Raw genomic sequence first — 26,593 nt, 5'->3', positions numbered from 1 at the left:
TCCGATGCGACGATCATGGTCTCAGCTCCGATGGCGTCGGGGATTGAGCCGGCCGCGACGGCGAGCCGGAACGAGGCGGCGTGGGCAGCGAGCTCAGCAGATCTTCGCGTGTCAATTTCACGTTCTTGGGATTGCCGCCCGCGCGCCGGATCGCCTTCTGCGACGCCTTCTGAATGATGTTGCGAATATCACGCCCGCCGATGTCGTGCGTGGCCTGCGCCAGTTCCGTCGCCACCGACGCGCGATCGAACTCGGCCGGCAGCTTGCCCAGGAACAACGTGAACAGATGTTTGCGCTGTTCGGCATCGGGATGACCGATCTTGATCTGTTCCTCGAAGCGCGACAGCACCGCCGGATCGATCTGTTCGCGAAGGTTGGTCGCGGCCAGCACGAAGACCGGGCGCTCGGATTTTTTCACGCCATCCATTTCCTGCAGCAGCTGAGTGACGATCTCGCCGGTGAACGAATCCGCATTGCTGCCGCCGCGCGCCGAGGCAACCGACTCGATCTCGTCGATGAACAGGATGCACGGTGCCTTGCCGCGCGCACGTTCGAACAGCTCGCGCACCTTTTGTCCCGACTGCCCGACGAAGCCGGCCTTCATGTCGGCCGTCGACGCGGCGATGAAAGTCAGGCCGCTCTCATTGGCCAGCGTGCGTGCGATCTGCGTCTTGCCCGTGCCGGGCGGCCCATACAGCAGCGCGCCTTTGGGAATATCGAAACCCTGGGCCGCGAATTCCTCGCTGTGACGTAACGACTCGCACAAGGTCTTGAGCTTGTCGAGGATGTCATCGCCGAGCACCAGCGAGCTCCAGCGCGCGCTTTGATCGACGGCCTCGCTGCTCGCTTGCGTGTGGCGTTTGAGAACTTCGCGCCACAATTCGTCGGTGAGCTGACCGCCATCCTTGCTCGCGAGAGTGCACACTTCGCTGGCCAGCCGCGACAGATTGCGCCCCGACATTCCTGTCGTGGCCTGGCCGAGAAATTCCGGAACGGCACTCGGTCGCTCCAGTTTTTCCAGTTCCAACGACAATATTTGTAACCGTTCCGCAGGGCCGGGCAGGTCGATCGGCACGGCCGCGCCGAAGCGTGACACGATGGCGTCGTCGAGCAAGTCGCGACGATTGGTGGCGCCCACCACCCAGATCTGCTGCCCCTCGGTGCCGACGCCGTCCCATTCGGCCAGGAACGCCTGCACGACTTCATCCGACGCGGCATCCGCGTTGCTGCCGCCGCGCCTCGCGAACACGCCTTCGCATTCGTCGACGAAGATCACACAACGCCCGCGCCCGCGCGCCTGCTCCCAGATCTTTTTCACTTTCTCGCCGCTCTGACCGACATAGCCGGCTTTCAAATCGGGGCCCTTCAACGACATGAACTGACAGCTCGCCGAGTCGGCGATGCGCCGTGCGATCTCGGTCTTGCCGGTGCCCGGCGGTCCGTACAGCAACAGTCCCTTGGGGGCGGCTTTGTCGGCGGCGTTGAACAGACGGATCTTGTCGAGCAGATCGCTCTTGATCTGTGGCGCCAGCACGATGCGCTCCCAGATCTTCGCCAGGTCCGCCTCGCTCACTTCCCTGCCGCGCGGAGTGACTTCGCGCAGCAGGTCGTCGCGAGTCAGTACGACCTTGTCAGGTGTGCCGGCACGGATCGCGCGATTGACCGCCTCTTGCGACGCGTTCTCGACGATCGCCGACATGGCGCGTCCGCCGATGTTGTTGGTCCGTCGCGCCAGCTCCGCCGCCATCTCGTCGATGTCGAAGTCGGTCTTGAGCTTGTCGAGGAACACGCGGAACAAACGTTGCCGCAGGCGGGCATCGGGATTCGGGATCTCGATGGTTTCCTTCAGACGTGAACGGACCGCGTCGTCCACCGCCTCGGGTCGATTGGTTGCCGCCAGCACATAGACGTGGCGGTCGGTCTTCTTGACGCCGTCCATCTCCTGCAACAGCTGATTGACGATCTCGATGGTGAACTGGTCGGCGTTGGCGCCGCCACGTGCTGGAGCGACTGCGTCGATCTCGTCGATGAACAGGATGCACGGCGCCTTGCCACGCGCGCGCTCGAACAGCTCGCGAACTTTCTGGCCGGACTGACCCGTGAAGCCTGCTTTCAGATCGGCGGTGGACGCGGCGATGAACGGCAGACCGCTCTCGTTCGCGAGCGTGCGCGCGATCTGCGTCTTGCCGGTGCCGGGCGGACCGTAGAGCAATGCGCCCTTCGGCGGCGGCACGCCCTGCGCGCGCAATGTTTCGACGTGTCGCAACGATTCGCATACGCCTTTGAGCTTCGCCAGGGTTTCATCGGCGAGGATCAGCGAATCCCAGCGCGCCGATTCATCGACGGCTTCGCTGCCGGCCTTGACGTGACGATTCAACACTTCGCGCCACATTGCTTCAGTGATCACACCTCCGCTCTTGCTGGCGAGCGTACACACGTCGCTGGCGACGCGCGCCAGGTTGCGACCGGACAGACCGGTGGTGGCCTGACCGAGGAAGGTGGGGATTTCCATCGGCCGTTCCAGCTTGGCCATTTCCAGGCGCAGGATCTCGATTCGTTGGGGCGCGCCCGGCAGATCGATCTGCACGTCCGCGCCGAAGCGCGACACGATGGCGTCGTCGAGCAGGTCGCGGCGATTGGTGGCACCGATCACCCACACGCGCTGGTCTTCGGTGCCGACGCCATCCCATTCGGCGAGGAACGCCTGCACCAGCTCTTCGGAGGCCGAGTCGGAGTTGCTCCCGCCCCGGCGCGCGAACACGCCTTCGCACTCATCGACGAAGATCACACAGCGACCGCGGCTGCGCGCCTGTTCCCAGATCTTTTTGACCCGCTCGCCACTCTGGCCGATATAACCCGCCTTGAGATCCGGGCCCTTGAGCGACATGAAGAAACAACTCGCGGAGTCGGCGATCCGGCGCGCGATCTCCGTCTTGCCCGTGCCCGGCGGCCCGTACAACAGCAGGCCTTTGGGCGCCGCCTTGTCGGCGCGGTTGAACATGCGAATCTTGTCGAGCAGATCTTCCTTGACCTCGGGCTTGAGCACGATCTGACTCCAGATACGCTGCAAGTCCTGATCGGTGACTTCCTTGCCTTTGGGCATCGCTTCTTCCAGCAACAGCTCGCGAGTCAGGCGCACATCGTCGGGCGAGTTGCTGACGCGCACGGCACGCTGCATGGCGCGCTTGACCAGCATCGACAGATCGCTGCCGCTCTTGCGGTTGAGTCGCTTGGCCAGGAACGCGGCGATCTCTTCGACGTCCAGCGCCGGGTCGAGCGGGCGCTCGGCGATGAAACGTTTGAGCAGTTCGGCGCGCGCGGCCTCGTCGGGCAGCGGAATCTCGAACTCGTAAGTGAACCGCCGCAGGATGGCTGGATCGATCTGTTCCTTGTGATTGGTCGCGGCCAGCACGATCACCGGGCGATCGGATTTCTGAGCGCCTTCCATCTGCGCCAGCATTTCGGTGACGATATCGTTGGTGTACGCATCGCCCGAGCCGCGCTTCACCGCCACGGCGTCGATCTCATCGATGAACAGCACGCAGGGCGCGCTGGCGCGGGCGCGATTGAACAGTTCACGTACCAAATGCGCCGATTGCCCCATGTACTGCGCCTTGAGGTCGGCGGTCTTGGCTTCAATGAACTTCACGCCGCTTTCATTGGCAATGGTGCGCGCGATGTCGGTCTTGCCGGTGCCGGGCGGACCGAACAAGAGAATGTTGGGAATGTCGGCCTTGCCTTTATAGCGATCGGCTTCACGCAACACTCGCGCAGCGTGTTGCAGCTCTTGTTTGATCTCCGGCGGCAGCACCAGCCGGTTCCAGGTTTTGCTTTCATCGCGGAACGACGCATCCGAACCGCGCACTGTGCGCACGGCAGCGCGCCAGTGCTCATCGGTGGGTATGTCGGGCACCGAATGCACCTTGGTTTCGCGCACGATTTCGCGCAGCTCGCGAATGGAAGCACCGCTGGCACCCTCGGCGACCCACTGCGGGGGCTTGCCCGGCAACTCGCTTTCCAGGCACGCAGCCTGCAGCACCATCTGACGACCCGCCGCGTCGGGGGCGACGATCTCGATCTTGGAACTGCCGAGCTGAGCAAGCATGCGCGGATGCAGGTTCTGTTCGCTCTGCGCGCTCAGCACGACCCAGACATTCGTGAGCGCGGCTTCATGTTTGCTCCATTGCTCGAGCCACGCCGCGACTGCTTCCTTGGTGCCGGCACTGTCGTGCTCGGAGCCGGGGCGTGCAAACACGTGATCCGCATGATCGATGAATAGCACGGTGGGGCCGCGTCCCGTGTGCGCGCTCCACAGTTCCTTGATGTCCTTGGCGGAGGCGAGTTGTTCGGCGCTCGGCTTCACGAACTGGCCGAACACGGAATCCGCGATCCTGCGGCCGAGAAATTCCTTGCCATTGCCGGCATAGCCGTACAGCAACAGGCCCGGCGGCGTGGCCCGGTCACGCAAGTTGAACAGATCGATGCGGCGGATCAGGAACTCGAACACTTTTTCGGCGGTGTACACCGGTCGCCAGATCTGCTCCAGCCGCCGCACCTTGGCGAGCAGATTCTCCAGTCGCGGGATCTCCTGGCGCTGCTGCTGTTCGGTCCACTTCAGTTGGCCGTACTGCGTGAAGTGTTGGAGCAATGGCGCGAGCTCGCCGGCGTGTCTGGTCAGCGCTTCGGTCCAGACGGCGCCGTACAGGCGCATCAGATCGTTGCCTTGTTTGGAATCGACCAGGGCGAGCGTGCCGCTGATGTTCAGCCGATACGTGGCGATATCGCCGAACGCGAGGAAGAAGCCGCCGGGCGGCGGGCTCACATCGTTCGGCAACTGTGCGAACGGCACGTCTTCGAGCACTGTGCGCTCCGGAGCTGCATTCACTCGCAGCGATTGATAAGTGCCCTGAGCGCTGGCGGCCTGCTCCGGATAGCAGTAAGTCAGCATCGGATGTTTCAGCGTGGCCGCGCTCTTCTGCAAGGCGGAGACTGGCGCCTTGATCTGCGCGCGCCGCTCGAAGAAGAACATGATGGGCACCAGCACCAGCGCATAGATCAGGATCGGAATCACGATGCTGGTCTGGAGCGCGACGGCGCGCAGAGTCATCGCCAGCCACACCAGGCCGATCAACATCAGGATCTTCATGCCGCCGCCAGCGCGCTTGAAGCGCCGGAAGAAAGGCATCAGGACGACGGCATTGCGCAGCGCCTTGGGCACGCTGGCATAACGTTCGCGCATCAGCTGGCTGGCCGTGTTCTGAACCATGGCGGCGATACGACGCAGATCCTGTCGGATGGCCTCCGGAATTGCCGCGCGTTCCTGCAAGGCCAGTTGCGTTTGAGTCAGCTGATCGGTAGCCGCCGTGATCGCGGCTTGATATTTCGCGCGCTGTTGCGCGAGCAGACGATCCTTGGCGCTGGCGCCGGATTGGGTCGGCACCGCGGCGGCTGCGACTGATGGGGCGGGTTGCGTCGCCGTCACTTTCACGGCAGCGAATTCGGGCAGCGCCGAGAAACCTGCTTCCTCCGAGAGCGCCGACAACTCCGCGCGCGCCGGCTTGCGCCTCTTCACGAACATGAAACAAGCGCCGCCGGCGACTGGAATCAACAGCAACCACAGATAAGCGAGGTTGAAGCCGGACGATTCAGGCGGCGGCGCGAATACTGGCGGAGCGAGCGGCGCCTGCTTTTGTTTCGAGGCGGCGACTTGCGGCGAGGGCGTGGTGCGGGGTTGCTGAACTGGCGTCGCTGCCTGTTGTTCACGCTGGGCCGCGAGCTGCGCTTCGCGTTGAGCCTGTCGCTCGGCTGCCTGGCGCTGCTGTTCCTCTTGTTGCGAACGTCTCTGTTCCGCTGCCTGCGCTTGGCGTTCTTCTGCCTGCTGTCGTTGAGCGGCAGCTTGTGCTTCACGCGCGGCTTGTTGCTGACGCTGCTGTTCCTCGCGTTCCAGCTGCTTTTGTTCCTGGGCCGCTACTTGTGCCTGGCGTTTTTCGTCGGCCTGCCGTTGCCGTTCTTCGGCCTGCAGCTGGCGCTGCTGTGCCACGTACTGCTTCTGATACTCCTTCAATTGCGCCATACCGTCGTTGTAGGCCGCCTTGGTCTGGGCACGGACGTCCGCCTGTTGTTCCTTGGACATGCGCGAGACCACTTTCTGTAACAACGCGATCTGCGCTTTGTTACTTTGCAGCCGGGCCTCATAGTCTTGGGCGCTGATCTGCTTGGTTTGCAACAGGAAACGCAGCTCCTGCGCTTCGACCTGTTTCTTCGCGATCTGGGTCGCCACCGGGTTGGCGAACAACGATTGCGCATGCGCGGACGGCGCGGCCCATAACCACGCAACCAGCGTTGTGAATACAATGACGACGGCCCGGGTGGCCGCCTGGTGGCGATACATGAGAACTCTCCCGCAATTCATCGCTTGTCGCGTGAACTGAAAAAATACAATATCGGTGCCCGTCGGCACAGACCGTAGCCCGTCGTGCCCGACGGTTGTCGAATTAACTTACAAAAGAAACATTGTATGACGAGCCGCGAACACAGCCGCGGAGGCGCGGCCTGGAGCCTGATCAAACTCATCCTGCTGGTCGCGGTGGTGTTCACGCTGTTCGGCGCCGGCGGCAGTTGCATCAAGCGAGCTCCGGAGTTGGCGGGCCAGGCGGTCGCCGAGATCACCGGCAGCGTTGCTTCGGCTGCCGGCGATGCCGCGAGCGACGCGTGGCGACGTAACGTGACGTGGCCCGTGGCGCGCACCTGGAACCGTTTCACCGGCTGGCTCTCCGATCTGTTCGGCGCCGGTCGCGACATCTGGAACAACACGTCGTCCGGGGACAAATTCAATCTGGTCTGCGAGAACATGCCGGTGGAGGGCATCAGCGACCTGTGCAAGTACTTCGAAGCGCCGCTGCGCGCGGCCGGCGATGCGCAGACCGAGCGCATCGCCTGCTTGTGGCAAGCGGCCGGCCGGAGCGGTGGCGCTGAGGTGACCCGCATCGCCAACGTTTGCGTGGTGAACAAGAACGAGCCGAACGAGCTGGAGAGCTGTCTGCGACGGCAGGTCGAGCCCGGCGAGGGCGCGGGCTGTCTGTCGAGCGCGCCCGGCCAGTTCTGGCGCCAGATGGAGCAGACCCTCAAGCCGTTCGCGTGTCCTGAGGTCGGCGGCGTGGTCGTGCCGGGGACGCCGGCTTCCTGCGCCTCCTCGACCGCTCCAGTCACACAAGATCCCGCCACCGCGCGCATCGACGAGCCGTACGTCAATTGCTTGAGAACGGTGTATGGCCAGCAGATCGCCGGGCGGTTGCCAGCCCAGCAGAGCTGCCTGGATCAGCCGGCGGCCAGCATGCAGCACTGGGTGCGATGCCTGGAAAGCGTGCTCCAACAACGGCTGCCCGCCTCGGGCGCCGCCGCCGTCGCTCAGTGCGGCAACGTTCGTTAGCCACGGCGCGGGGCGGCGGGTTGCTTGGGTTGGGGCAGCAGCTCCAATCCCATCGGTCCTTGCAGGCGGTCTGCTTTGCGCACCAGTACGACCGTGCCTTGCGGACCGCTGACGAGGATGCGGTCGCGGTTGGCTTCGTAGGCGGCACTGACAGTCGTGCCCAGCACGGAGATGAAGACCTGTCCGTCGGATCTGAACTCGTAGCGGGTGGCACCGCTGGCGTCGGCATAGATGCCGACCGGGGCACGGGCGCAGCCGCCGATCGAGATCGATGCCAGCAGCACGAGGGAACACGCGAGGGTGGGATGCATGCCGCCACACTGCTCGAACAATTGGTTACACGCGTCGACAGAAGCGGGTGGTTAACGCCACTTAACGCTGGTTAAGATGCGCCCCTAGTTCGAGAAGAATGTTGTCCCATGACTGAAAGCGATCCACGCAGTCGCCGGCGGGGCGTCCGGGCATCGCGCCAGAAGCTCACGCGGGCATTGACGGCTGCCGGCTTCAAAACCCAGGCCGCTCTGGCCGAGCGCATTGCCGATCTGGAAGGGCTCGACGCGGCACCGAAGGATGTGGTGAACCGCGTGTTTCGGGAGCAGCCCGTCGACCCGGCCACGCTCGAACGCCTCGCGCGGGCGCTCGGGACCGAGGCCTATCTGCTCTATCTCACCGCCGATGACGATGAGACAGAAGCTGGCGCCGCGAAAGCCGATGTCGGATCGACTGCGCCGGAGCGTTCGCTCGAAGCTGCCGATGTATCCGTTGCGCCGGCTCCGGTCACCTCGGTGAAAACACCGAATGGGTGGGAGTGGCGGAGCGTCGCCCCATTGGTCGTGCTCTGCGTTGTTCTGGCCAGCGTCATCGGCGGCGGTCTCTGGTATCTATTCGCGCGCGGCGCCGGCGGCGAATCCGTGGCCGAGGAGACGAAGGCCGCCCCATTGGAGCCGCGCTTCGGGCGCTTCAAAGTCGCGATCACCCAGTTCAAGGACGACCCGGACGGCGAGTTGGCCGTCCTGGTTCGCGAACGCCTGGAACGCACGCTGGGCGTCGCGTCGGCAGCCTTGCCCGCCATCACCGGCAACGAGGATCGCGCCGAGCTGGCCAAACGTTTCCGGGTTGACGCGCTGATCGACGGCGAAGTGGTTCAGGTCGGTCAGTTGCTGGCGGTGCGTGTCTACGCCTACGTCGACGCTCGCGGACGGCGAGAACAGATCTGGGCCGAGAGCCTGCCGGCGTCCAGCCGCGCTCGAAAATTGGCTTCCGTCGCCGATCACGTCACTTCCGCCGTTCATCGGTTGTTCGGCTTGCCGGCGGGCGACGCCCGCGCGCCAGCGCACTTTCCCTTGGCGCCGGTTCAAGACGAATATCTGCGTGCTCGCTGGTTCATGGATCAGGCGCCGAGCGAGCTGAACTTGCGCCGTGCGTCCGGCAACTTCAACGCAGCCCTTCGTCACGACGCAAACTACGCGGCCGCTCATGCCGGCCTTTGCGAAGTCATCCTCGATGCGGTCTGGATCGACAGCGAAGAGCGCCAGCTCGCGGATGCCGAGAAGTCCTGTATTCGCGCGGCCCAGCTGGCGCCGGAAGCTCCTGAAGTCGTTCGTGCGCAGGCCGCGTTTCTCAATCGATCGGGCCGCGCGGAACAGGCGATGACGATGCTCGCGAAAGCGCGAGAGCGGGAGCCCGACGATATGGAGATCGTGCTCGCACTCGCCAACGTCGAGTTCGAAATGCAGCGGCGTACCGGCGAACAGCAATGGGCCGACGTTTCGCTGGAGCATGCACGCGAAGCAACCAGGATCACGCCGGCCTTCTGGAAGCCGTACATGTGGCTGGGCGTGTATGAATCCGGCATCGGCACGCTCGATGCCGCAATCACGGCTTTGCAAAAGGCTTACGAGCTGGATCCGTCCAACGAGTATGTGACGACCAATCTCGGCACGATGTATTTCTGTCGAGGCGATTTCGAGGCGGCCCGCACTCTCTACGTGAAGGCGCGAGAGATGGCGCCGGCGTCGTATGCCGGCACCGAGTTTCTCGGCTTGGTTTATTACTATCTAAAGGATTTTTCCGAGTCGGCGCGCCTGCGCCAGACGGCGCTCGACATGGCGCGGGCCGGCGGCAGCGCGGAGATTCATCAGATGTGGGGCGCGCTCGCCGATTCCTATCGACACGCCGGTGACCGCCAGAAAGCCATCGATGCGTATGTGCAGGCGCTGGATATCGTGGAGCGCGACTTCCTGATGGGCAACGGCACGACCGGCGACAAGGGCGCGCGAGCCTACTATTACCTGACGTTGTCGCAGCTCGATCCGAAGCGTCCGCCCAAGGCAGTGATGGCATCGCTGGATCGCGATCTCGACGAAGCGTACGAGGCCAGCAGCGAACCGACGGCGCTGCTGCGCGTGACGCAAGCGTGGCTGCTCGAGAAAAACATGGAGAAGGCGCGGCGCGCGCTCTCGAAAGCCGTCAAGCGTTGCCCGTGCTACGGCAAGTATCCGGACGTCGAAGTGCTCGCGAAGAACTGACGGCGTCTCATTGTTTCGGTGGCTCCAGGCCCTTGGTGTACAGCACTTTGCCTTCCGGCGTCACCAGCACGGCATCGATGTCTTCCAGCCGGTTGTAGATTTCGATGGCCTTCTCCGGCCCCAGCACGAAGGCCGTTTTGGAGAGCCCGTCGGTGCGCGTCGCCGTCGGCCCGATGATGGTCGCGCTTCTTACTTTGCTGGCGGAGTGACCGGTCTTCGGGTCGATGATGTGGTGATAGCGCACGCCGCCCTCATCGAAGTAACGTTCGTAATCGCCCGACGTTGACAGCGCCGCATCTTCCAGTGGAATCCGCGCGATCACTTCATCCTTGCGATCGGGATGCCTGATGCCCACCACCCAAGGCTGACCGAAGCGATCTCCAATGATCCGGCTGTCACCGCCGGCGGTCACCAGGGCATGGTCGATGCCGCGCGCCTGAAGAATGGCGATGCCTCGATCGACTGCGTGACCTTTGCCGATACCGCCCAGATCGATGCGCATGCCGGCGCGGGCGAAATGCACCGTGCTGTTTTTCTTGTCCAGCTCGAGGTGTCGATAGTTGATCCCCGGCAAGGCGGCGGCGATCTGTTTCTCATCCGGATGGATATGTTTCCGGAAGTCATACATGTAGCCGACGCTCGCGTAAGTGATATCGAACGCGCCGTCGGTGATGCGCGAATACTCGAGCGCCGTGGTGAGCAGATCGAACAGCTCGGGCGAAACCTTGACCGGCTCCTGCGCCGCGCGCGCATTGACGATGGACAGCTCGCTGGTCGGCTTGTAGGTGCTCATCGCCTGATCGACCCGCCGCATCTCCGCGAGCACGGCCTCGATGGCGGCGTTGCCTTGCGCCTCGTCGGTAGCCCACAGCTCCACCGTGATGCGCGTCCCCATGATCCCGTCCTCGACGCGCTCCATCCATTCGGCGCGGGCCGGTTGAACCAGAACGAACAGCGCCAGGACCGTCGATAGCAGGTGTTTCATATTGAATCGAAGCCCGAACAGGTGAGCCCGCCGCCATGGCGGCGGCGAGGTCGTGGCAGGATGCCCGATCCTTCGTAAAAGAAAAGGGCGGCTTGGTTGAGCCCAAGCCGCCCCGACTCCTGCGAGAGTCTTCGTCGTTGCTATCAGAACTTGAACCGGGCCGTCACACCGTAAGTCCGAGGCGCGCCCAGGAAGCCGTTGAGCGTGCTTTCGGAGCGATTCGGAGCGGTCGACGAGCCTTGCAGCGTGGCGTCGAACAGCACCTGGTAGTAGTCCTCGTCGGTCACGTTCAGCGCCCACAGCTCGACCATCCATTTCTCGTCGGCAGCGCCGAAGCCCAGGCGTGCGTTCACCAGCGTCATTGCATCCTGCATCTTGCGCGGATCCAGGTTCGAGCCGGTGTTGTACTCCGAGGTGTAGCGCGCACCGATATTGGCGCGGAGGAGCAGGCTGTTGCCGATGGGCTGGTCGTAAGTCGCCGACAGGCTCGACGACCACTTCGGTGCGAACGACAGCGTGTCGTCCTTGCGCTCGGGACGGAAGAACGCGAGGTTGGCCGGGCCGCCGAAGTCCTCGATGGTCGTTTCCGCGTAGGTCACGCCACCTTGCAGGCTCAGCTGCTCGAGCGGAGTGAACCATACGAAGTCCACGTCCACACCCTGCGACACGACCTGCGGCAGCGAAGTCACGATGAACTGCAGGCCGGTGAAGGTGTTGAGCTGGAAGTCGCTGTAGTCCTGGTAGAACACCGCGCCGTTCACCAGCAGGCTGTTGCCGGCCCACTGTGTCTTCACGCCCAACTCGTAGGAGTCCACGGTCTCCTTCTCGAAGTGAGTGTCGGTGTCGACCGTCGGGCCACCAGGCGCGCCGACCGGTAACAGGAACACGCCGTTGCGCTCGCGATAAAGATTGAAGCCGCCCCCCTTGTAGCCCTTCGCGTACGACAGATACGACATCACTTCATCGGTGAAGCGATAGGCGAGCTTGGCGGTGCCGCTCCATTGTTCTTCGTCGAGCGACTGTTTGGTCTGGACGTTGCCGAAGATCGGATCGGCGTAGGTGACGCTACAGCCGATGCCGTAGATGGTCTGCGCGCCCGAGCTGCCGGCGATCGCAGCGTTGCGGAGCGTGGCGTTGGCGCGCAGCTGGGTGCAGCCCAGACCGTCGTGCAGGTTTTGATAATGCGAGTCGAGGTCCTTCGACTCATCCGTGTAGCGCAGACCCAGCGTCAGTTCCAGCGCGTCGGTGAAGCGGATGCTGTTGTTGGTGAACAGCGCCCAGTTCTTGGAATTCTGCTGATACACGTCCTTGGTCGCGGCGTTGGCCGGATACGAGCCGGGCGTCAGGATGCCGAGCGTGACCAGCGGGCTCGCGGTCGGGCCACCCGTCAAGCCGACGAAGTAATTCTGGAACTGCGTGCCCTGAATCAGCTGGTCGCGCGAGTCCAGGTCTTCGTCGGCGTAGAACAGGCCCACCAGCCAGCTGAGCTTGTCGCTCTCGCCGGCCAGACGCAATTCCTGCGAGAGCTGCTTGAACTCGTTGCCGAAGTTGCCGTCGGGGTTGCGATACAGGATGTCGACCGTGGTGAAGTCGGCGTCCTGGCCGTTGATGGTTTCCCAATCGCGATACGCGGTGATCGAGGTGACCGTCGCGCCACCGAGGCCGGCGAGATCCCAATTGAGCTCCATCGACACGCCCTTGTCGGTCACTTCCTGTTTGGTGGAGCGATTGGAGTAGGCGACCCGATCGAACGGATCGGCGGGATTGCGGAATGAGCCCGGCTGCAACGCGTTCAGCACCGTGAGCACGCCGGTGACAGGCGTCAGTATGGCTTGCGGAGCCGCGCAGCAGTTCTCGTCGCGATCGGTGTAGTCGGCCGTCAAGCGAATATCCAGCGCGTCGCTGGGCTTGATCAGCAATTGACCGCGCGCGGTGGTGAACTTGCGATCGACGTCTTCGTCGTCGGTGCGCGGGCCAGGGCCCCGCACGATGTCGAGATAGCCGTCGCGCTCGCGCGAGGCTACATACAAACGACCGGCCACCTTTTCAGAGAACGGGCCCGTCACCGATGCCGCGCCTTCCATCGCGCCGTAATCGCCGGCGGTGAGCTCGACGTCGGCGCCGAAGTCGAACGACGGCCGCTTGGTGACGACGTTGATCACACCGGCCGAGGTGTTCTTGCCGAACAGCGTGCCTTGTGGGCCTTTCAGCACCTCGATGCGTTCCAGCTCGCCGAGGTCGCCGAAGCCGACGCCGTTACGCGGCCGATACACGCCGTCGATGACCACACCGACCGACGATTCCAGGCCGGCGTTGTCGCCCACCGTACCGATGCCTCGGATGCGAGCGGTGGTGACCGACTCGTTCGAGGTCGACGTCACCAGCAGGCCAGGCGTGAGGATGGTGAGATCCTTGATGTCCTTGACGCCGGTGTCCTTCAGCAGTTGCTCGGACACGGCGGTCACTACGATCGGCACGTCCTGCAGGCTTTGTTCGCGTTTCTGCGCAGTGACGATGATCGTGTCGATGGTGCGTGATTCTTGAGGTTCCGATGCCTGCTGGCCCAGCGCAGGCAAGGTCACCAGAGCCAGTGCACCCACCACTGCACGGCGCAGCCGCTCACTTCGATCTTTCATGGATCCCCCTTGTTTAGATCCAACCAGATTCAGAACTTTGTCATGGCGGGGCTCACTGGCCCGCTGCTGTTACTCAGCACCCGAAGACTAACTGAGTTCGGCGCGCCAGCGAAAGAGACTTTGCGTAAAAGCAACGTTCGCAAAAGCACCAAAATGATTCAAACATGGCGACTGCAGGCCGGGATATTCGGGGATTGCGCCATGCAGTCCGGGCTAGCCCCAGGTGTCGGCCGAGCCGGGCTCGTGGTTGTTGCGTTCTGCAGTACTGAACTGTTGTTCGTCGACAACGAGTCGGGGATGATGCGCGGTGCTGGGCAGGACGCCCGAATGCCGGGGGCGCATGGATGCGCAGGACCGGCCTGGAGTCTTTGAATCAGAGTCTGGTACCGAGCATGGCGACCGAACAATTCGATCTCGTGGTTATTGGCAGCGGTCCCGCCGGCGAGGGCGCGGCGCTCACGGCGGCCAAGAATCATCGCAGCGTGGCTATCGTCGAGCGCTACTTCGAGGTGGGCGGCGGCTGTACCCATTGGGGCACCATCCCCAGCAAGGCGCTGCGTCATGCGGTGAAGATCCTCCACGACCTGAGGCGCAACCCGCTGCTCCGCGAGTTTCACGACGCCTCGAAGCTGACCTACCCGCAGCTGTTGGCTTCGGCGGGCAAGGTCATCGAGGCCCAGGTGGCGAGCCGCCGGCGCTTTTATGAACGGAACCGGATTCCGGTGTTTTTCGGCGAGGCCAGCTTCGTGGACGCCAACACGCTGGAGATCCAGCCGTCGACCGGCAAGCCGACGCGCGTCAGCGGCAAGAACATCGTGATAGCGGCAGGGTCGCGGCCGTACCATCCACCCGAAGTGGACTTCAGCCACGAACGCATTCGAGACAGCGATTCCATCCTGCGCTACGACCAGCATCCGTTCTCCGTGACCATCTATGGTGCGGGAGTCATTGGTTGTGAGTACGCCTCGATCTTCATCAACTTAGGCGCGAAGGTGACGCTGGTCAATACTCACGACCGGCTGTTGTCCTTCCTGGACGATGAGATCGCCGAGGCTTTGTCATATCACCTGCGCGAACAGGGCTGCGTGATTCGTCATAACGAGCAGTTCAAGGCACTGGAAGCCCGCGAGCGCGACGTGGTCCTGCATCTGGAATCGGGCCGCAAGATCAAATCGGATCTGCTGCTGTGGGCCAACGGCCGCACCGGCAACTCCGACAAGCTCAAGCTCGATGCTGTCGGCCTCAAGGCCAACAGCCGTGGCCAGATCGAAGTGAATCAGCACTACCAGACGGCCGTGCCTCACATTTACGCCGTCGGCGACATTACTGGACCGCCGGCGCTGGCCAGCGCCGCGTATGTGCAGGGCTCGCATGCCGTTCAGCACATGCTCGATCCCTCCATTCCGCCCCATAGCACCGCGACCATCCCGAGCGGCATCTATACGATCCCTGAGATCTCCTCGATCGGTCGCGGCGAGCGCGAGCTGCAGGAAGCGAAGGTGCCGTATGAAGTCGGTCACTGCTCGTTCAAGAACCTGGCGCGCGCGCAGATGACGGACGAGCGCGTCGGCATGCTGAAGATCATCTTCCACGCCGAGACCATGCAGGTGCTGGGAGTCCACTGCTTCGGCGACAACGCTTCGGAAATCGTGCACATCGGCCAGACGGTGATGGCCGGCCCGAACAACGACATTCGTTACTTCACCCAGACCACCTTCAACTATCCGACCATGGCCGAGGCGTACCGGGTGGCGGCGTATAACGGCATCAACCGGCTGACCTAGGGCCTGTTAACACTCATTGGATGGGCTGCGACGAGCTATTGCGGTTCAGGGCTAGGCGGGACGAGCGCCGTGTGCTCTCTGCACATAAGGGAGGAGCAACGACGTCCTGAACCGCAATAGCTCGTCCCATCTAAGGATATTTATTCATTAAACGGGTTGCGCCTCGAATCGCCTGCCGCTGCGTTACAAAGCTTGCCCATATCGACATATGGGCTGCGCTTTGCGCCTTGCTGCAGGCGATTGGAGGCGCAACGCAGCCCATCCAATGAGTGTTAACAGGCCCTAGCGGACTTCAATCCGTTCCCCGGCCAGGCCGTCGCGGCTTCTGATCGTCAGCTCGTCATGGGGGCGGATTTATAATCTGTCCCTGAGCTGCGTCGGTCGCGGCCCATGCCGGCTCCATCGGCTGACCTGGCGGCTTCTAATTGTCACCTGGGTTGGCGTATCGTTCGTTGCGCTAACAACTCCAATCGAGGTGGCTATGAGCTTCGTCAAGGAATTCCGGGAATTCGCCGTCAAGGGCAACGTGGTCGACATGGCCGTCGGTATCATCATCGGCGCCGCGTTCGGCAAGATCGTCAGCTCGCTGGTCAGCGATGTGGTGACCCCGCCGCTCGGCTACCTCATCGGCGGCGTGGATTTCACCAAGCTCGCGGTGACCTTACCGACGATTCGGGAAGGCGTGGAGCCGGTGACCATCCGCTATGGCGTGTTCCTGCAAGCGACGTTCGATTTCATGATCGTGGCTTTCGCCATCTTCATGATCGTGAAGCTGATCAACCGCCTGCGTCGCGCCGAGGAAGCCAAGCCCGCCGCTCCCGCAGTGCCGCCTCCGCCGCCTCGCCAGGAAGTTCTGCTCGAAGAGATTCGCGATCTGCTCAAACAGCAGCAGCGCTGAGGTGTCGCTGACGCGGGTTGGCGCTTTGCGCCGACCCTGCGTTGCGCGGCAGTCGCTTCGCGGGGCACGCCTGCGCTCCGCTGGCGCTCACGTGTCGCACTGGCGCTTGCGTATCGCACTGGTGCTCGCATGTCGCGCTGACGCTTACGTATCGTGCCGACGCCTGCGTATCGCTCGTCTACGCTTTCCCCGTGCAAGACGGCTCTAGTTCACGGCGGCGAACGCCGGACGCGTCAAGTTCTCCGGCTCACCCGTCGTCGCGGCGACGTTGTCTTCGACGCGAATCCCGCCAAACGGCTTGAACTGCGCCACCGTTTCCCAGTTGATCTGCTTGCCCAGCGGCGACGTGCGCGCCTTCTCCAGCAATTGATCGATGAAGTACAACCCCGGCTCGATCGTGACGACGCAGCCCGGCTGCAACGTCCGTGTCAGTCGCAGATAGGGGTGTCCTTGCGGACGCGCCTTCTGCTGGCCATCCGGCGTCACAGTGAAACCCGCGACATCGTGGACCTGCAGTCCCAGCAAGTGACCGACGCCGTGCGGGAAGAACACGCTGCTCAGTCCACTCGCCAGCGCTTCCTCCGGCGCGGCCGTGATCACTCCAAACTCACGCAGAATCTTCGCAACGCGCCGATGCGCACTGAAATGAATATCGGCGTAATCAACGCCAGCACGCACCTCTGAACACAGACCCTGCTGCTCGTCATCCATCGCCTTGATCAACGCCGCAAAGTCATCGTTCTCACGCGAGTAAGTGCGCGTGACATCAGCTGCGTAACCATGAAACTGCGCCCCCGCATCGATCAAAAACGAACGCGACTGCGCAGGCGCCGTCCGTTCCTGATTCTGATAATGCAGTACCGCCGAGTTGGCATTGAGCCCGACGATATTGGGATAGGGCAGTTCATTCTCCGTTTGTCCCGTCGCACGGATATACGACATGTTGATGTCGTACTCCGAACCGCCAGCTCGAAACGCCGCTTCAGCGGCTTTGTGCCCGCGTGCAGCCATGCGAGACGCACGACGCATGCATTCGAGCTCGTACTCCGTCTTGAACGCGCGCACGTAATGCAAGCGATGCATGAGCGGCTCGGGATTGCGTCCGGTGAAACCCCAATCGGTAAATTCGTCGCGCCATTCACCAATGAATGCACAGCGACCCACGCCAGCAATGTGCGCTTTCGCTGCCGATGCTTCACGAATGACTTTGAAGTCGAATTGATCGGTCCAGAAATCGTTCGGCATCTCGGGCGGCTGGTACCAGTAGTCCACCGGTTGCAGGAACACGAGCTGCAAGCGCTGCCCGGGCCGATACACGATCCAGCAGTCGACCGGTTCCGCCAGCGGTGTCCACAGCCGAAAGTGGGGATTGGGCTTGAACGGGTAGGGCTGGTCATCCAGGAACTGCATGTGATGACCGCCGGCGTAGATCGCCACCGCGTCGAAGCCGGTGGCGGCGAGCGCCTCGTCGGTGTGGCGGCGCTGGATTTGCAGATGCGCCGTGTATGAGGATTTCAGTGGGGCGTTCATGGCGTTACGTTGATCTCGAGCTGCGCCCATTGCGTCTGGCCCGCATGGTAACTGGCGACACAGTGCCCCGTCGTGCCGGGAACCATCCGACCCAGCGAGCCGGTGAGTAAGATCTGCCCGCGCTCCAGCGTCCATCCTTGCGCGACCATTTTGTTCACCAGGAACAACGCCGCGCGCCACTGATCGCCGAGCGCGTCGGTGCCTTTGCCGGTGAGCATTTCTTTGTCGTTGCACACCAGGCGAACGTCGGTCGCATTCGGATCGCGCTGTTGAGGCGAAGCGAATTCACCAACGATGTACTTCGCTGCCGCGACGTTGGTGGCGACGATGTCGACGGCATCGAGCGATGGCGGTTGCGCGTAGTCGAGATTGGGAAGCTCGATCGCGGGGCCGACGCCATCGATGTGTGTGCGCAGTGCTGCGACGTCCGCGAGTGGTTTGTCGATCGGCGTACCGATGCGCATCGCCACTTCGACTTCGATGAAGAGACCACGCATTGCGTGCAAGCTCACTGTGCTCGTAGAAGGCACTGCTCCTCCCTTGAACAGCACGCCCGCTACCGCATCGTTGGTTTTGAAACGTGCTTGCGCGGGCGCGGATGTGAGTCCCGCTTTGAATCCTGCCGGACTCTCGCCATGCAATCGCTCGCGCACGCTGCGCGTTTGCACGCGATACGCGGAATCGATTGTCAACGTTTCGTCAATGTTGGGCAGCGAGCGCTGTTCGCGCCAGGATGTCACTATTTCGTCAACGACCCGATGTTCTGTCGAACTGCACGCGCTGAGCACGATACAGATCAATGACATCGACGCGGCGCTGCGCGCGGCTCTGGTTTTCATGGTGTTTGTGATTTGTCTTTATGCGGCGACGTGATCGATCGGATGTTGCATGACTGTTTCAAAGCAAACTGAAACATCTTAGACTCCCGCCGCCGCATGGGAATGGTGGCGCGAGCCACTTGATCCGTTGCTGTTCAATCAACCTACATCACATTGGGGTGATCGTTCACATGAACACAAAGATGATCCTCGCCGCTCTGGCGTTGTCGCTGTCGCTCGCTGCTTGCGCCAAGAAGGAAGAGGCTCCGGCCGACGCCGCTGCTCCTGCCGCGACCGAAGCCGCTCCGGCTCCTGCCGAAGCTCCTGCCGACGCTGCTGCCGCTCCTGCTGAAGGCGCCGCTCCGGCCGAAGCTCCTGCTGACGCCGCCACTGCGCCGCCGGCTGGCGAGACCACGCCGCCCCCGGCTCAGTAATCGAGCCAGGCTCGGTCACCGAGCTTGAGGAGCGGATGGCAACATCCGTTCCCACCAACACCGGGCGGGCTTTCCGCCCGGTGTTGTTTTGAGGATCGCCCGGATCCTTCGGCCGCGGGGATCACCGATATCGCCGGCTCCGCTTTTTCAGTACCGTACTCGCGGAATTAGAACTCGGAGGTGGCAAGGGACTCGCCAGCAAGCCGTGCCCGTCAGTATTCGCGATGCCCTGAACTCTCCCCGCGACCGTCAATGGATCCAGGCTCAATACCCGGAGTACCTCGAAGACCTGTCGCAAATGAGCATGAACACCGGCGTGTTCCCGGCCACCCGTGAGGTGCAGACGGAACTGATGGCCCGGTGGTTCGCCGATGACAGCTCCTATCCCCTGATCATCCTGAAAGACGACCACCCCGCCGGCTTCGCGCTCGTCAGCCGCCCGCCGCGGAATCGCCGCGACCAGGTCGACTTCCGCATGGCCGAATTCTTCATCGCCCTGAAGTCCCGCCGCCTCGGCGTCGGCCGCGACGCCGCTCAACTGATCTTCAACCGCTTCGCCGGCAGCTGGGAGATCACCGAATTCCTCCACAACAAAGCTGCCGTCGGTTTCTGGCGCGCCATCCTGACGGAATACACCGGCGGCAAGTTCGCTGAAAAAGTGGCGCACGGCGAGGTGCACCAGACCTTCATTTCGACGAATCGGCAGCGGGTGCGCTGACCCCGGCATTTGACATTCGACGCTCCAGCTGCGTTCGCCACGTTGGTGGCGCGCGCTCGTGCCGCTCGTCTATCCTCATCGCCACTGGCACACGGACGCTGTGCCTGGGGGCGGGCGATGAAAAACGCGAATCAAACTTCGCGCACCGGATTCCAAGCTCCGGTCGGCAGCTTGCTCGCACTGTCATGGCTATCGCCAATGCCGCCAGCAGGGTCGATCTGGTCGCCATCGTCGACTTGAAGTTCCTCGAGTCGACCGACCAGCCCGCCGCGGTCATGTGTTTCGGCGACAAGGATGAGGATTGTGTGCTGTGGGCCACCCACAACTTATGTCTCGAGCTCAAGGAAAGCGAGTCGGAGTCAAAGACGTGTTACGACGCGAAGTGAGTGGCGCCGAGCGAGGTTGTCACGGGCGCGCGCTTCGCCCACCGAAAGCCAGGTCGATCAGCAACATTCCGTTGGATCGCGTGGACCTGACGCTTGGCGACGGGTCATCTTTGCCCGCCATAGGTGACATCGTACAGCCCGATCAGGGCTTTACCGGCCCGAATGGCGAGTCGATGGGGATCGTCTTCTGCATCAATTCCGACGGCACCGTGAAGTGGGTCGCCGATGTTCTGGATTCTGAAATAGAACTGCTGCCTGACGTTTCCGCGGAAACGTCACATGGGCGCATTTGTTCGGACCGATTCGCTGTTTCTCGCGGAGTAGGCAAACCTATGGGCATGCACTTCGGACTCATCGCCGCGAAGACGTCGCTGTCTGAGCTCAGGGCTGCTTTTTCGGAGACCTGGCCAGAATTGGAGGTTGTCGATTCCGCCGAGGGGTTCGCCAATGTCGACGACGTTTGGTCCTGGAAGAGCGCCCACGAGCGCTTTGTGTCGGCGGCCGATTGGACCAAGGACAATCAAGGAGTCGAGGCCTATGTGCTGTGCCAGGACGGGCCTTGGGCCATCCTCATGGACTTCAGCTTCGTCCTTCCCGGAGACGAGGCAGCCCTCGAGAAACTGAGCGTCCGGTTCGGCTCGGTCGTTTCCTTCATCGTCGAAACCGCCGGCGGATGCGCGTACTTCTCGAGCTACGAGTCCGGGCAGCTGCGGCGAATGATTCAGAACACTGATGGGCAGCTCGCTTTCTCCGGCGCGCGCCTCCCGCAAGAAGAAGGCATGGCTGTTGAAAGCTACTACATGAAGGAAACAGAGCAACTGATGCGGGCTTTCGGATTGTCTCTGCACGATGAGCTGCCTATTGTTTCGACCGCGGTAGCGATCGCCGTTGCTGGTCGAGCTGATTACTCGGCGCTCGCGCGTGGGAGTGATGACGGAGAAGCTGAGGCCAGGAAATCGTCACCTCAGGCGGCGAGACCCTGGTGGAGATTTTGGTGAGCGATATTTGTCAGTAACCAAGCAGGTATGCACACCGATGATGCGCTTCAAGCGATCCAAGCCGTTGTGGCGGTTGTAGAGCTTCAGATGTCAGATCCAATCTATTACGCGGCCCAGGCCGTACTGCCTGCGCTGATCATTGTTGTCGTGCTGTGGCGAAGACAGGCGAGACAAGGCGTTGCGCTCGGCTTCGTCAAATGGATGGGCGTCTATGTCATTGCTCTCATCAGCTGCGCGGCATGCATCGTCGGCCTCGAAGCTCTGAGCCGGGCGCTCGGGCTTCAGAACGGTAAGTGGGTGGTGCAGCTGCTTTGGCTCGTCTCCACTCTGATCGGCTACCTGGTCGGCGGCCGGGCGGTGGTACGTTTCCGCGGAAAGGTCGAAGCGAAGTCTTGATGGCTCGTACGGCATGAAAGCAACGCACCGGTTCGCATTAGGTTCAACTCCAGCCGGGGGAGTATTGTTGGATCACCTCCGGCCTCTGCTGATGGAAGGTCGTTCCGTCGGAGTCATTTGCGGCGACGAGTTGCGACATCAATTTCAGTGCGACGCAGGCTATCTGCTCATCGTCAGCTACGACTATTTCGACGGGACCAGTCATTGGTTCTATCTGCTGGACGCCAGCGGCGCCGTGCTGGATCGTGCCACTACACCGGACTACTTCGGGTTCATCCAGGAGCTGGAGATCGAAGGGCCGTCGTCGATCTGCTTCGGCTTCTTCGGGACCAACGATCGCTGGTCCCTGACGGTGCGCGGCAATCTCGGCTTCCTGGCTGCCGGTCTGTTGCGACGGATGAGTTGCTTCATCCTGGGCAGGCGCAGTCTCGTACTCCGGTGCACCAAAGGTCCACCGTGGTCGTTACCGGCCGAGCGATCTCAATAGTTCTTCGGCGCACGCTATCATGACGGCATGGACGTCGGCCCCATCCAGCGGCCGCGATAGCATCGCACCGGAATGTTCATCAGCGGAACGATATAAACATGAAACGTATATTGAGTGTTGTCCTACTTCTTTTGACTGTAAGCGCCTGCGGCGTCAGCAATATCAAATCCGATTCGTCCGTGCGTCTGAGAAGCGACGAGGCGATTCTGCTGCTTGGGTTTCGGCCCGAGAGTCGAATCCATCTGGTGCGTGGACCCGTGCACGACAATACCTGGCGAAGGCCTCGACTGGATGTGCCGGAGGTAAACGCGTTTCCAGAGCAGGGTTATGTCTTCGTCAAGGTGAAGGCGACGCGTCCGGAAGAGCGCCTCGGTGTCTCGCTGATTTTTCCGACGACCCGCACTTACTTCGGGCCGTGCCGAGATTCAGTGTCACCGACGTTCGAGGCGAAACCGGGTGTGGTGAACTATGTTGGAGACCTCGCCTACACGATGGAGGACGGGACGATGCGGCTGCAATTTGCAATGGATGAACAGTCCGCGCAGCAATTCGTGCGGGAGAATCATCCTCGTCTGGGTCTACAGTTGACGACGCAGCCTATGACTCCGATGAAGGCCGACAGCCATTTGTGTGATCCCAAGAGTGGCACATACACTATCTATGTGAGTATTCCGAGGTACTGAGCGCGCCACTAACGCCTGAGGGAGTCATGGAAAGCGTCGACGTTGAAGGCGGTTGCTTCTGCGGCAAAGTGAGATACCGGCTGTCGGCGCCGCCCATCGGCAGCATGGTGTGTCACTGCCAGACTTGCAGGCGCATTTCCGGAGCGCCGGCCGTCGCCTGGATCACCGTTGAGGAGCGCCACTTCAGTTTCATGACAGGCGAGCCGGCAAGGTTCTCGTCATCCGATCCGGTTGAGCGAACATTCTGCCCGGCGTGCGGCACTCCTTTGACCTATCGGTCAGCATCGTGCCCGGGAGAGATCGACGTTGCTACGTGCACGCTAGATGATCCGAACCAGTATCCTCCAACGCATCACTCGTGGCTGAGCCACAACGTAAGCTGGGTGATCTTCGCAGACGGGTTGCCTTCCTATCCCGAAAGCAGCACGGGCAGCTCGGCAGTTTGAGTAGCGACATCATCAGCCGGGTGGCGATCTCGAGCTGGAGATTCCGGCGCTGAGCCAGACGCTCATGGGGCATCAGGACGGTCTGTAATGGTTGAGACCCGCTCAACGAGATTTATGAGTTTCAGGTTGTCGCGTTACAGCGCATTCATCGCTCTGCTGTCGCTTGCCTCGGCGGCGTGCCTTGTTGCGCTCGGGGCGCGCTACGCCAGCGTGGATGCCCGGTTCCAGCTTTCGTTGGGAGGCTATGCATCGCTGGCCGTGCCATCGCTGATTTGCGCGGCGTTGTGGATCTGGTGGCGGAATCGATTCCTTCGCGTGGCAGGGGGCTGTGTGGCGGTGCTGTTGTTTGTGTTCTGCGCAAACTTCATGGCCACCGGACCGGTCGGAGGGGATATGGACTTTGGTGCGTCGTTCACCGCCACCATAGCGGCCATGGGATGTTTTGTCGTTTCGGTGATCGGGTTCGCCGTGGCCGGGATTTTGAACCTCATCTGGCCGCAAGTGGAGAATGAGCCGTAGCGACTGCCAGGGTCGGCTGCGGCGTCACGCCCGCTTCCGAACCGCCGCCGGCTTCTTTTTCTCCAGAATCGGCTGCAAATACTTACCGGTGTACGACCCCTTCACCTGAGCAATCTGCTCGGGCGTTCCGGTCGCCACGATCGTGCCGCCACCGCCGCCACCTTCCGGTCCCAGATCGATGATCCAATCCGCGGTCTTGATCACGTCGAGGTTGTGTTCGATGACCACGATCGTGTTGCCCTCATCGCGCAGACGATGCAACACGCCCAGCAATTGTTCGATGTCGAAGAAGTGCAGGCCGGTCGTCGGCTCGTCCAGGATATAAAGCGTGCGACCGGTCGAACGCTTCGACAGCTCCTTCGCCAGCTTCACACGCTGAGCCTCACCGCCTGATAGCGTCGTGGCGTTCTGACCCAGGCGAATATAGGACAAGCCGACATCCATCAATGTCTGCAGCTTCGGTGCGATCACCGGCGCGTGGCGGAAGAATTCGAGCGCGTCTTCGACCGTCATCTCCAGCACTTCGCTGATGTTCTTGCCCTTGTAACGAATCTCCAGCGTCTCGCGGTTGTAGCGCTTGCCTTTGCAGACATCGCAGGGCACGTACACGTCGGGCAGGAAGTGCATCTCGACCTTGATCACGCCGTCGCCCTGGCAGGCCTCGCAGCGGCCGCCTTTGACGTTGAAGCTGAATCGTCCCGCTTCATAGCCACGAGCGCGCGCTTCCGGCACGCCGGAGAAGATGTCACGAATCGGCGTGAACAGGCCCGTGTACGTCGCGGGGTTGGAGCGCGGAGTGCGGCCGATGGGGCTCTGGTCGATATCGATGACTCGATCGATCTCATCCAGGCCCTCGACACCGTCGCTGGGCGCCGGGTCGGTGGAGGCATCGTTCAGCTGTCGCGCGACGAATTGATACAGCGTGTCGTTCACGAGCGTCGACTTGCCCGAGCCGGACACGCCGGTCACGCACGTCATCACCCCGAGCGGAATATCGACCGTCACGCCTTTCAAGTTATTGCCGCGCGCGTTCACCACGCGCAGATGACGCTCCGCCTGCACCGGCGTGCGAATCGCCGGAATCGCAATCCCGCGCTTGCCGGACAGGTACTGGCCCGTGATCGAATTGGCATCCGCCGCGATCTCCGCCGGCGTGCCTTGAGCGATGATCTGGCCGCCGTGCACGCCCGCGCCCGGGCCGAGGTCGACCACATGATCGGCATGGCGAATCGCATCTTCGTCGTGCTCGACGACCAGCACGGTGTTTCCTAAATCGCGCAGCCGGTTCAACGTCAGCAGCAGTCGATCGTTATCGCGCTGGTGCAAGCCGATCGAAGGCTCGTCGAGAATGTACATACAGCCAACCAACCCCGAGCCGATCTGACTCGCGAGCCGAATGCGCTGCGCCTCGCCGCCGGACAACGTGTCGGCGCTGCGATCCAAGGTCAGATAATCCAACCCCACATCGCTCAAGAACCGCAATCGCTCGCCAATCTCTTTGATGATCTTGCCCGCGATCTCGCCGCGCCAGCCTTCCAGCTTCAGATCCGAGCTGAAGCTCAGCGCATCTGCGACCGCCAATCTGGCCAGCTCCGGCAGACTGCGCTCGGCAACGAACACATTGCGGGCCGCGCGATTCAAACGCGTGCCGCCGCAATCGGGGCAGGGCTGATTGCTGAGGTACTTGGCAAGCTCCTCGCGAACCGCGACCGACTCGGTCTCGCGATAGCGCCGCTCGAGATTCGGAATCACGCCTTCCCATTTGTGAGAACGACGCAGCGTTCCGCCCGCAGCGTTGACGTATTTGAAGTCGATCTTTTCTTCGCCGCTGCCGTAGAGCACGACCTTTCGGCTCTTGGCAGGCAGATCCTCCCAAGGATTCTCGACGTCGAACTTGTAGTGTTTGGCCAGCGATTGCATCAACGCGAAGTAATAAGCGTTGCGCCGATCCCAGCCGCGAATCGCGCCACCGGCAATCGACAAATTCGGATGATGAATCACGCGCGCCGGATCGAAGAACTGCTGCACGCCCAAGCCCGAGCACGTGGCACACGCGCCGGCGGGATTGTTGAAAGAGAACAGCTTCGGCTCCAGGTCCGCGATGCTGTAACCGCAGACCGTGCAGGCGAACTTATCGGAGAACACCAGTTCTTCACGCTTCGGATCGTCCATGAACGAAACCCGCGCGACGCCGTCTGCCATGCGCAGCGCCGTTTCGAAGGACTCCGCCAGGCGCTGAGCCGCGTCGGGGCGGACTTTCACGCGGTCGACGACCGCATCGATGCTGTGCTTTTTCTTCGGGTCGAGCTTTGGCACGGCGTCCAGTTCGACGACGTGGCCGTCGACGCGCGCGCGCACGAAACCCTGGCCGCGCAGTTGTTCGAACACCTGAGCGTGCTCGCCTTTGCGTTCATCGATCATCGGCGCGAGCAGCAGCAGCGGCGTGCCCTCGGGCAGGCGCATCACCTGATCGACCATCTGACTCACCGTCTGCGCGGCGAGATCGACGCCGTGATCCGGGCAGCGCGGCGTGCCGACGCGCGCGAACAGCAGGCGCAGGTGGTCGTAAATCTCGGTGACCGTGCCAACGGTCGAGCGCGGATTGTGGCTGGTCGACTTCTGCTCGATGGCGATGGCCGGCGACAGGCCCTCGATCGAATCGATGTCGGGCTTTTCCATCATCGACAGGAATTGCCGCGCGTAGGCCGACAGCGACTCGACATAGCGCCGCTGGCCCTCGGCGTAGATGGTGTCGAACGCCAACGACGACTTGCCCGAGCCCGACAAGCCCGTGAAGACGATGAGCTTGTCGCGCGGGATCTCGAGGTCGATGTTGCGCAGGTTGTGAGTGCGGGCGCCGCGGATGACGATGGAAGGCATGGCTACCGTACGTGGCGTCAAAAGGGGATCGTTCAATA

General features: G+C 62.3%; 21 protein-coding genes. 14 read left to right on the top strand and 7 right to left on the bottom strand.

What is annotated here, in order from left to right; genetic code table 11:
• Window positions 1-13: 13 nt before the first annotated feature.
• Entirely contained in the window at window positions 14-6,391 is a 6,378-nt protein-coding gene (locus tag EKO19_RS04660; protein WP_175596955.1) for an AAA family ATPase, read from the bottom strand.
• Between the two features lie 126 nt (window positions 6,392-6,517).
• On the opposite strand from EKO19_RS04660, the gene EKO19_RS04655 reads away from it, so the two are divergent.
• Window positions 6,518-7,429, top strand: coding sequence for a hypothetical protein (locus EKO19_RS04655; RefSeq protein WP_129775217.1), 912 nt, complete (start codon window positions 6,518-6,520; stop codon window positions 7,427-7,429).
• Here the strand turns inward: EKO19_RS04655 and EKO19_RS04650 are convergent.
• Window positions 7,426-7,761 (bottom strand): hypothetical protein, encoded by a 336-nt coding sequence (locus EKO19_RS04650; RefSeq protein WP_129775216.1) that lies wholly within the window; start codon window positions 7,759-7,761, stop codon window positions 7,426-7,428. The genes EKO19_RS04655 and EKO19_RS04650 overlap by 4 nt on opposite strands.
• 87 nt (window positions 7,762-7,848) lie before the next feature.
• Here EKO19_RS04650 and EKO19_RS04645 point away from each other — a divergent pair, with 87 nt between their 5' ends.
• Window positions 7,849-9,957, top strand: coding sequence for a tetratricopeptide repeat protein (locus EKO19_RS04645; protein ID WP_129775215.1), 2,109 nt, complete (start codon window positions 7,849-7,851; stop codon window positions 9,955-9,957).
• Between the two features lie 7 nt (window positions 9,958-9,964).
• Here EKO19_RS04645 and EKO19_RS04640 read toward each other — a convergent pair whose 3' ends face one another.
• Together EKO19_RS04640 and EKO19_RS04635 are read right to left on the bottom strand one after the other, a co-directional pair.
• Window positions 9,965-10,942: an FAD:protein FMN transferase gene (locus EKO19_RS04640; protein WP_129775214.1), complete on the bottom strand. Its 978-nt coding sequence runs from the start codon at window positions 10,940-10,942 to the stop codon at window positions 9,965-9,967.
• 143 nt (window positions 10,943-11,085) lie between these two features.
• Window positions 11,086-13,578 carry a TonB-dependent receptor gene (locus EKO19_RS04635; RefSeq protein WP_129775213.1) on the bottom strand — a complete coding sequence of 831 codons (2,493 nt, stop codon included), beginning with the start codon at window positions 13,576-13,578 and terminating at the stop codon, window positions 11,086-11,088.
• Between the two features lie 392 nt (window positions 13,579-13,970).
• Between EKO19_RS04635 and sthA the strand changes: the two genes are divergently transcribed.
• Together sthA and mscL are read left to right on the top strand one after the other, a co-directional pair.
• Window positions 13,971-15,362, top strand: a complete 1,392-nt coding sequence (gene sthA / locus EKO19_RS04630) for a Si-specific NAD(P)(+) transhydrogenase (RefSeq protein WP_129775994.1) — start codon at window positions 13,971-13,973, stop codon at window positions 15,360-15,362.
• A gap of 481 nt (window positions 15,363-15,843) precedes the next feature.
• On the top strand, window positions 15,844-16,260 hold the full coding sequence (mscL, locus tag EKO19_RS04625) for a large-conductance mechanosensitive channel protein MscL (protein WP_129775212.1): 417 nt from the start codon (window positions 15,844-15,846) through the stop codon (window positions 16,258-16,260).
• Between the two features lie 204 nt (window positions 16,261-16,464).
• Here mscL and pepQ read toward each other — a convergent pair whose 3' ends face one another.
• Window positions 16,465-17,790 carry a Xaa-Pro dipeptidase gene (gene pepQ / locus EKO19_RS04620; RefSeq protein ID WP_129775211.1) on the bottom strand — a complete coding sequence of 442 codons (1,326 nt, stop codon included), beginning with the start codon at window positions 17,788-17,790 and terminating at the stop codon, window positions 16,465-16,467.
• Window positions 17,787-18,482 (bottom strand): 2-keto-4-pentenoate hydratase, encoded by a 696-nt coding sequence (locus EKO19_RS04615; protein WP_175596954.1) that lies wholly within the window; start codon window positions 18,480-18,482, stop codon window positions 17,787-17,789. Before EKO19_RS04615 ends, pepQ begins: the two co-directional genes overlap by 4 nt.
• A 10-nt stretch (window positions 18,483-18,492) precedes the next feature.
• On the opposite strand from EKO19_RS04615, the gene EKO19_RS38560 reads away from it, so the two are divergent.
• From EKO19_RS38560 to EKO19_RS04570, 10 genes are all read left to right on the top strand, one after another.
• Complete coding sequence (locus EKO19_RS38560; protein ID WP_175596953.1) at window positions 18,493-18,663, top strand: hypothetical protein; 171 nt, start codon at window positions 18,493-18,495, stop codon at window positions 18,661-18,663.
• Between the two features lie 136 nt (window positions 18,664-18,799).
• Window positions 18,800-19,042, top strand: coding sequence for a hypothetical protein (locus EKO19_RS04610; protein ID WP_129775209.1), 243 nt, complete (start codon window positions 18,800-18,802; stop codon window positions 19,040-19,042).
• A 205-nt stretch (window positions 19,043-19,247) separates the two neighbouring features.
• A complete protein-coding gene (locus tag EKO19_RS04605; protein WP_129775208.1) occupies window positions 19,248-19,760 on the top strand; it encodes a GNAT family N-acetyltransferase in 513 nt (170 codons plus the stop codon).
• A gap of 185 nt (window positions 19,761-19,945) precedes the next feature.
• Entirely contained in the window at window positions 19,946-20,146 is a 201-nt protein-coding gene (locus tag EKO19_RS04600; protein ID WP_129775207.1) for a hypothetical protein, read from the top strand.
• 80 nt (window positions 20,147-20,226) lie between these two features.
• Window positions 20,227-21,144, top strand: coding sequence for a hypothetical protein (locus EKO19_RS04595; RefSeq protein ID WP_129775206.1), 918 nt, complete (start codon window positions 20,227-20,229; stop codon window positions 21,142-21,144).
• 27 nt (window positions 21,145-21,171) lie between these two features.
• Window positions 21,172-21,540: a hypothetical protein gene (locus EKO19_RS04590; RefSeq protein WP_129775205.1), complete on the top strand. Its 369-nt coding sequence runs from the start codon at window positions 21,172-21,174 to the stop codon at window positions 21,538-21,540.
• Window positions 21,541-21,607: 67 nt separating this feature from the next.
• Window positions 21,608-22,027 carry a hypothetical protein gene (locus EKO19_RS04585; protein ID WP_129775204.1) on the top strand — a complete coding sequence of 140 codons (420 nt, stop codon included), beginning with the start codon at window positions 21,608-21,610 and terminating at the stop codon, window positions 22,025-22,027.
• Window positions 22,028-22,125: 98 nt separating this feature from the next.
• Window positions 22,126-22,710: a hypothetical protein gene (locus tag EKO19_RS04580; RefSeq protein ID WP_129775203.1), complete on the top strand. Its 585-nt coding sequence runs from the start codon at window positions 22,126-22,128 to the stop codon at window positions 22,708-22,710.
• 26 nt (window positions 22,711-22,736) lie between these two features.
• Window positions 22,737-23,156 (top strand): GFA family protein, encoded by a 420-nt coding sequence (locus tag EKO19_RS39740; protein WP_129775202.1) that lies wholly within the window; start codon window positions 22,737-22,739, stop codon window positions 23,154-23,156.
• A 114-nt stretch (window positions 23,157-23,270) separates the two neighbouring features.
• Window positions 23,271-23,675, top strand: coding sequence for a hypothetical protein (locus EKO19_RS04570; RefSeq protein ID WP_129775201.1), 405 nt, complete (start codon window positions 23,271-23,273; stop codon window positions 23,673-23,675).
• Window positions 23,676-23,699: 24 nt separating this feature from the next.
• Here the strand turns inward: EKO19_RS04570 and uvrA are convergent, their stop codons facing one another.
• Window positions 23,700-26,555, bottom strand: coding sequence for an excinuclease ABC subunit UvrA (gene uvrA, locus EKO19_RS04565; protein WP_129775200.1), 2,856 nt, complete (start codon window positions 26,553-26,555; stop codon window positions 23,700-23,702).
• Window positions 26,556-26,593: the final 38 nt, after the last annotated feature.

This window comes from Peristeroidobacter soli (assembly GCF_004138485.1).
Classification (GTDB): Bacteria; Pseudomonadota; Gammaproteobacteria; order Steroidobacterales; family Steroidobacteraceae; genus Steroidobacter; species Steroidobacter soli.
Note: the sequence above shows the minus strand (reverse complement) of the source record. Positions and strands in the feature narration are given on the sequence as shown.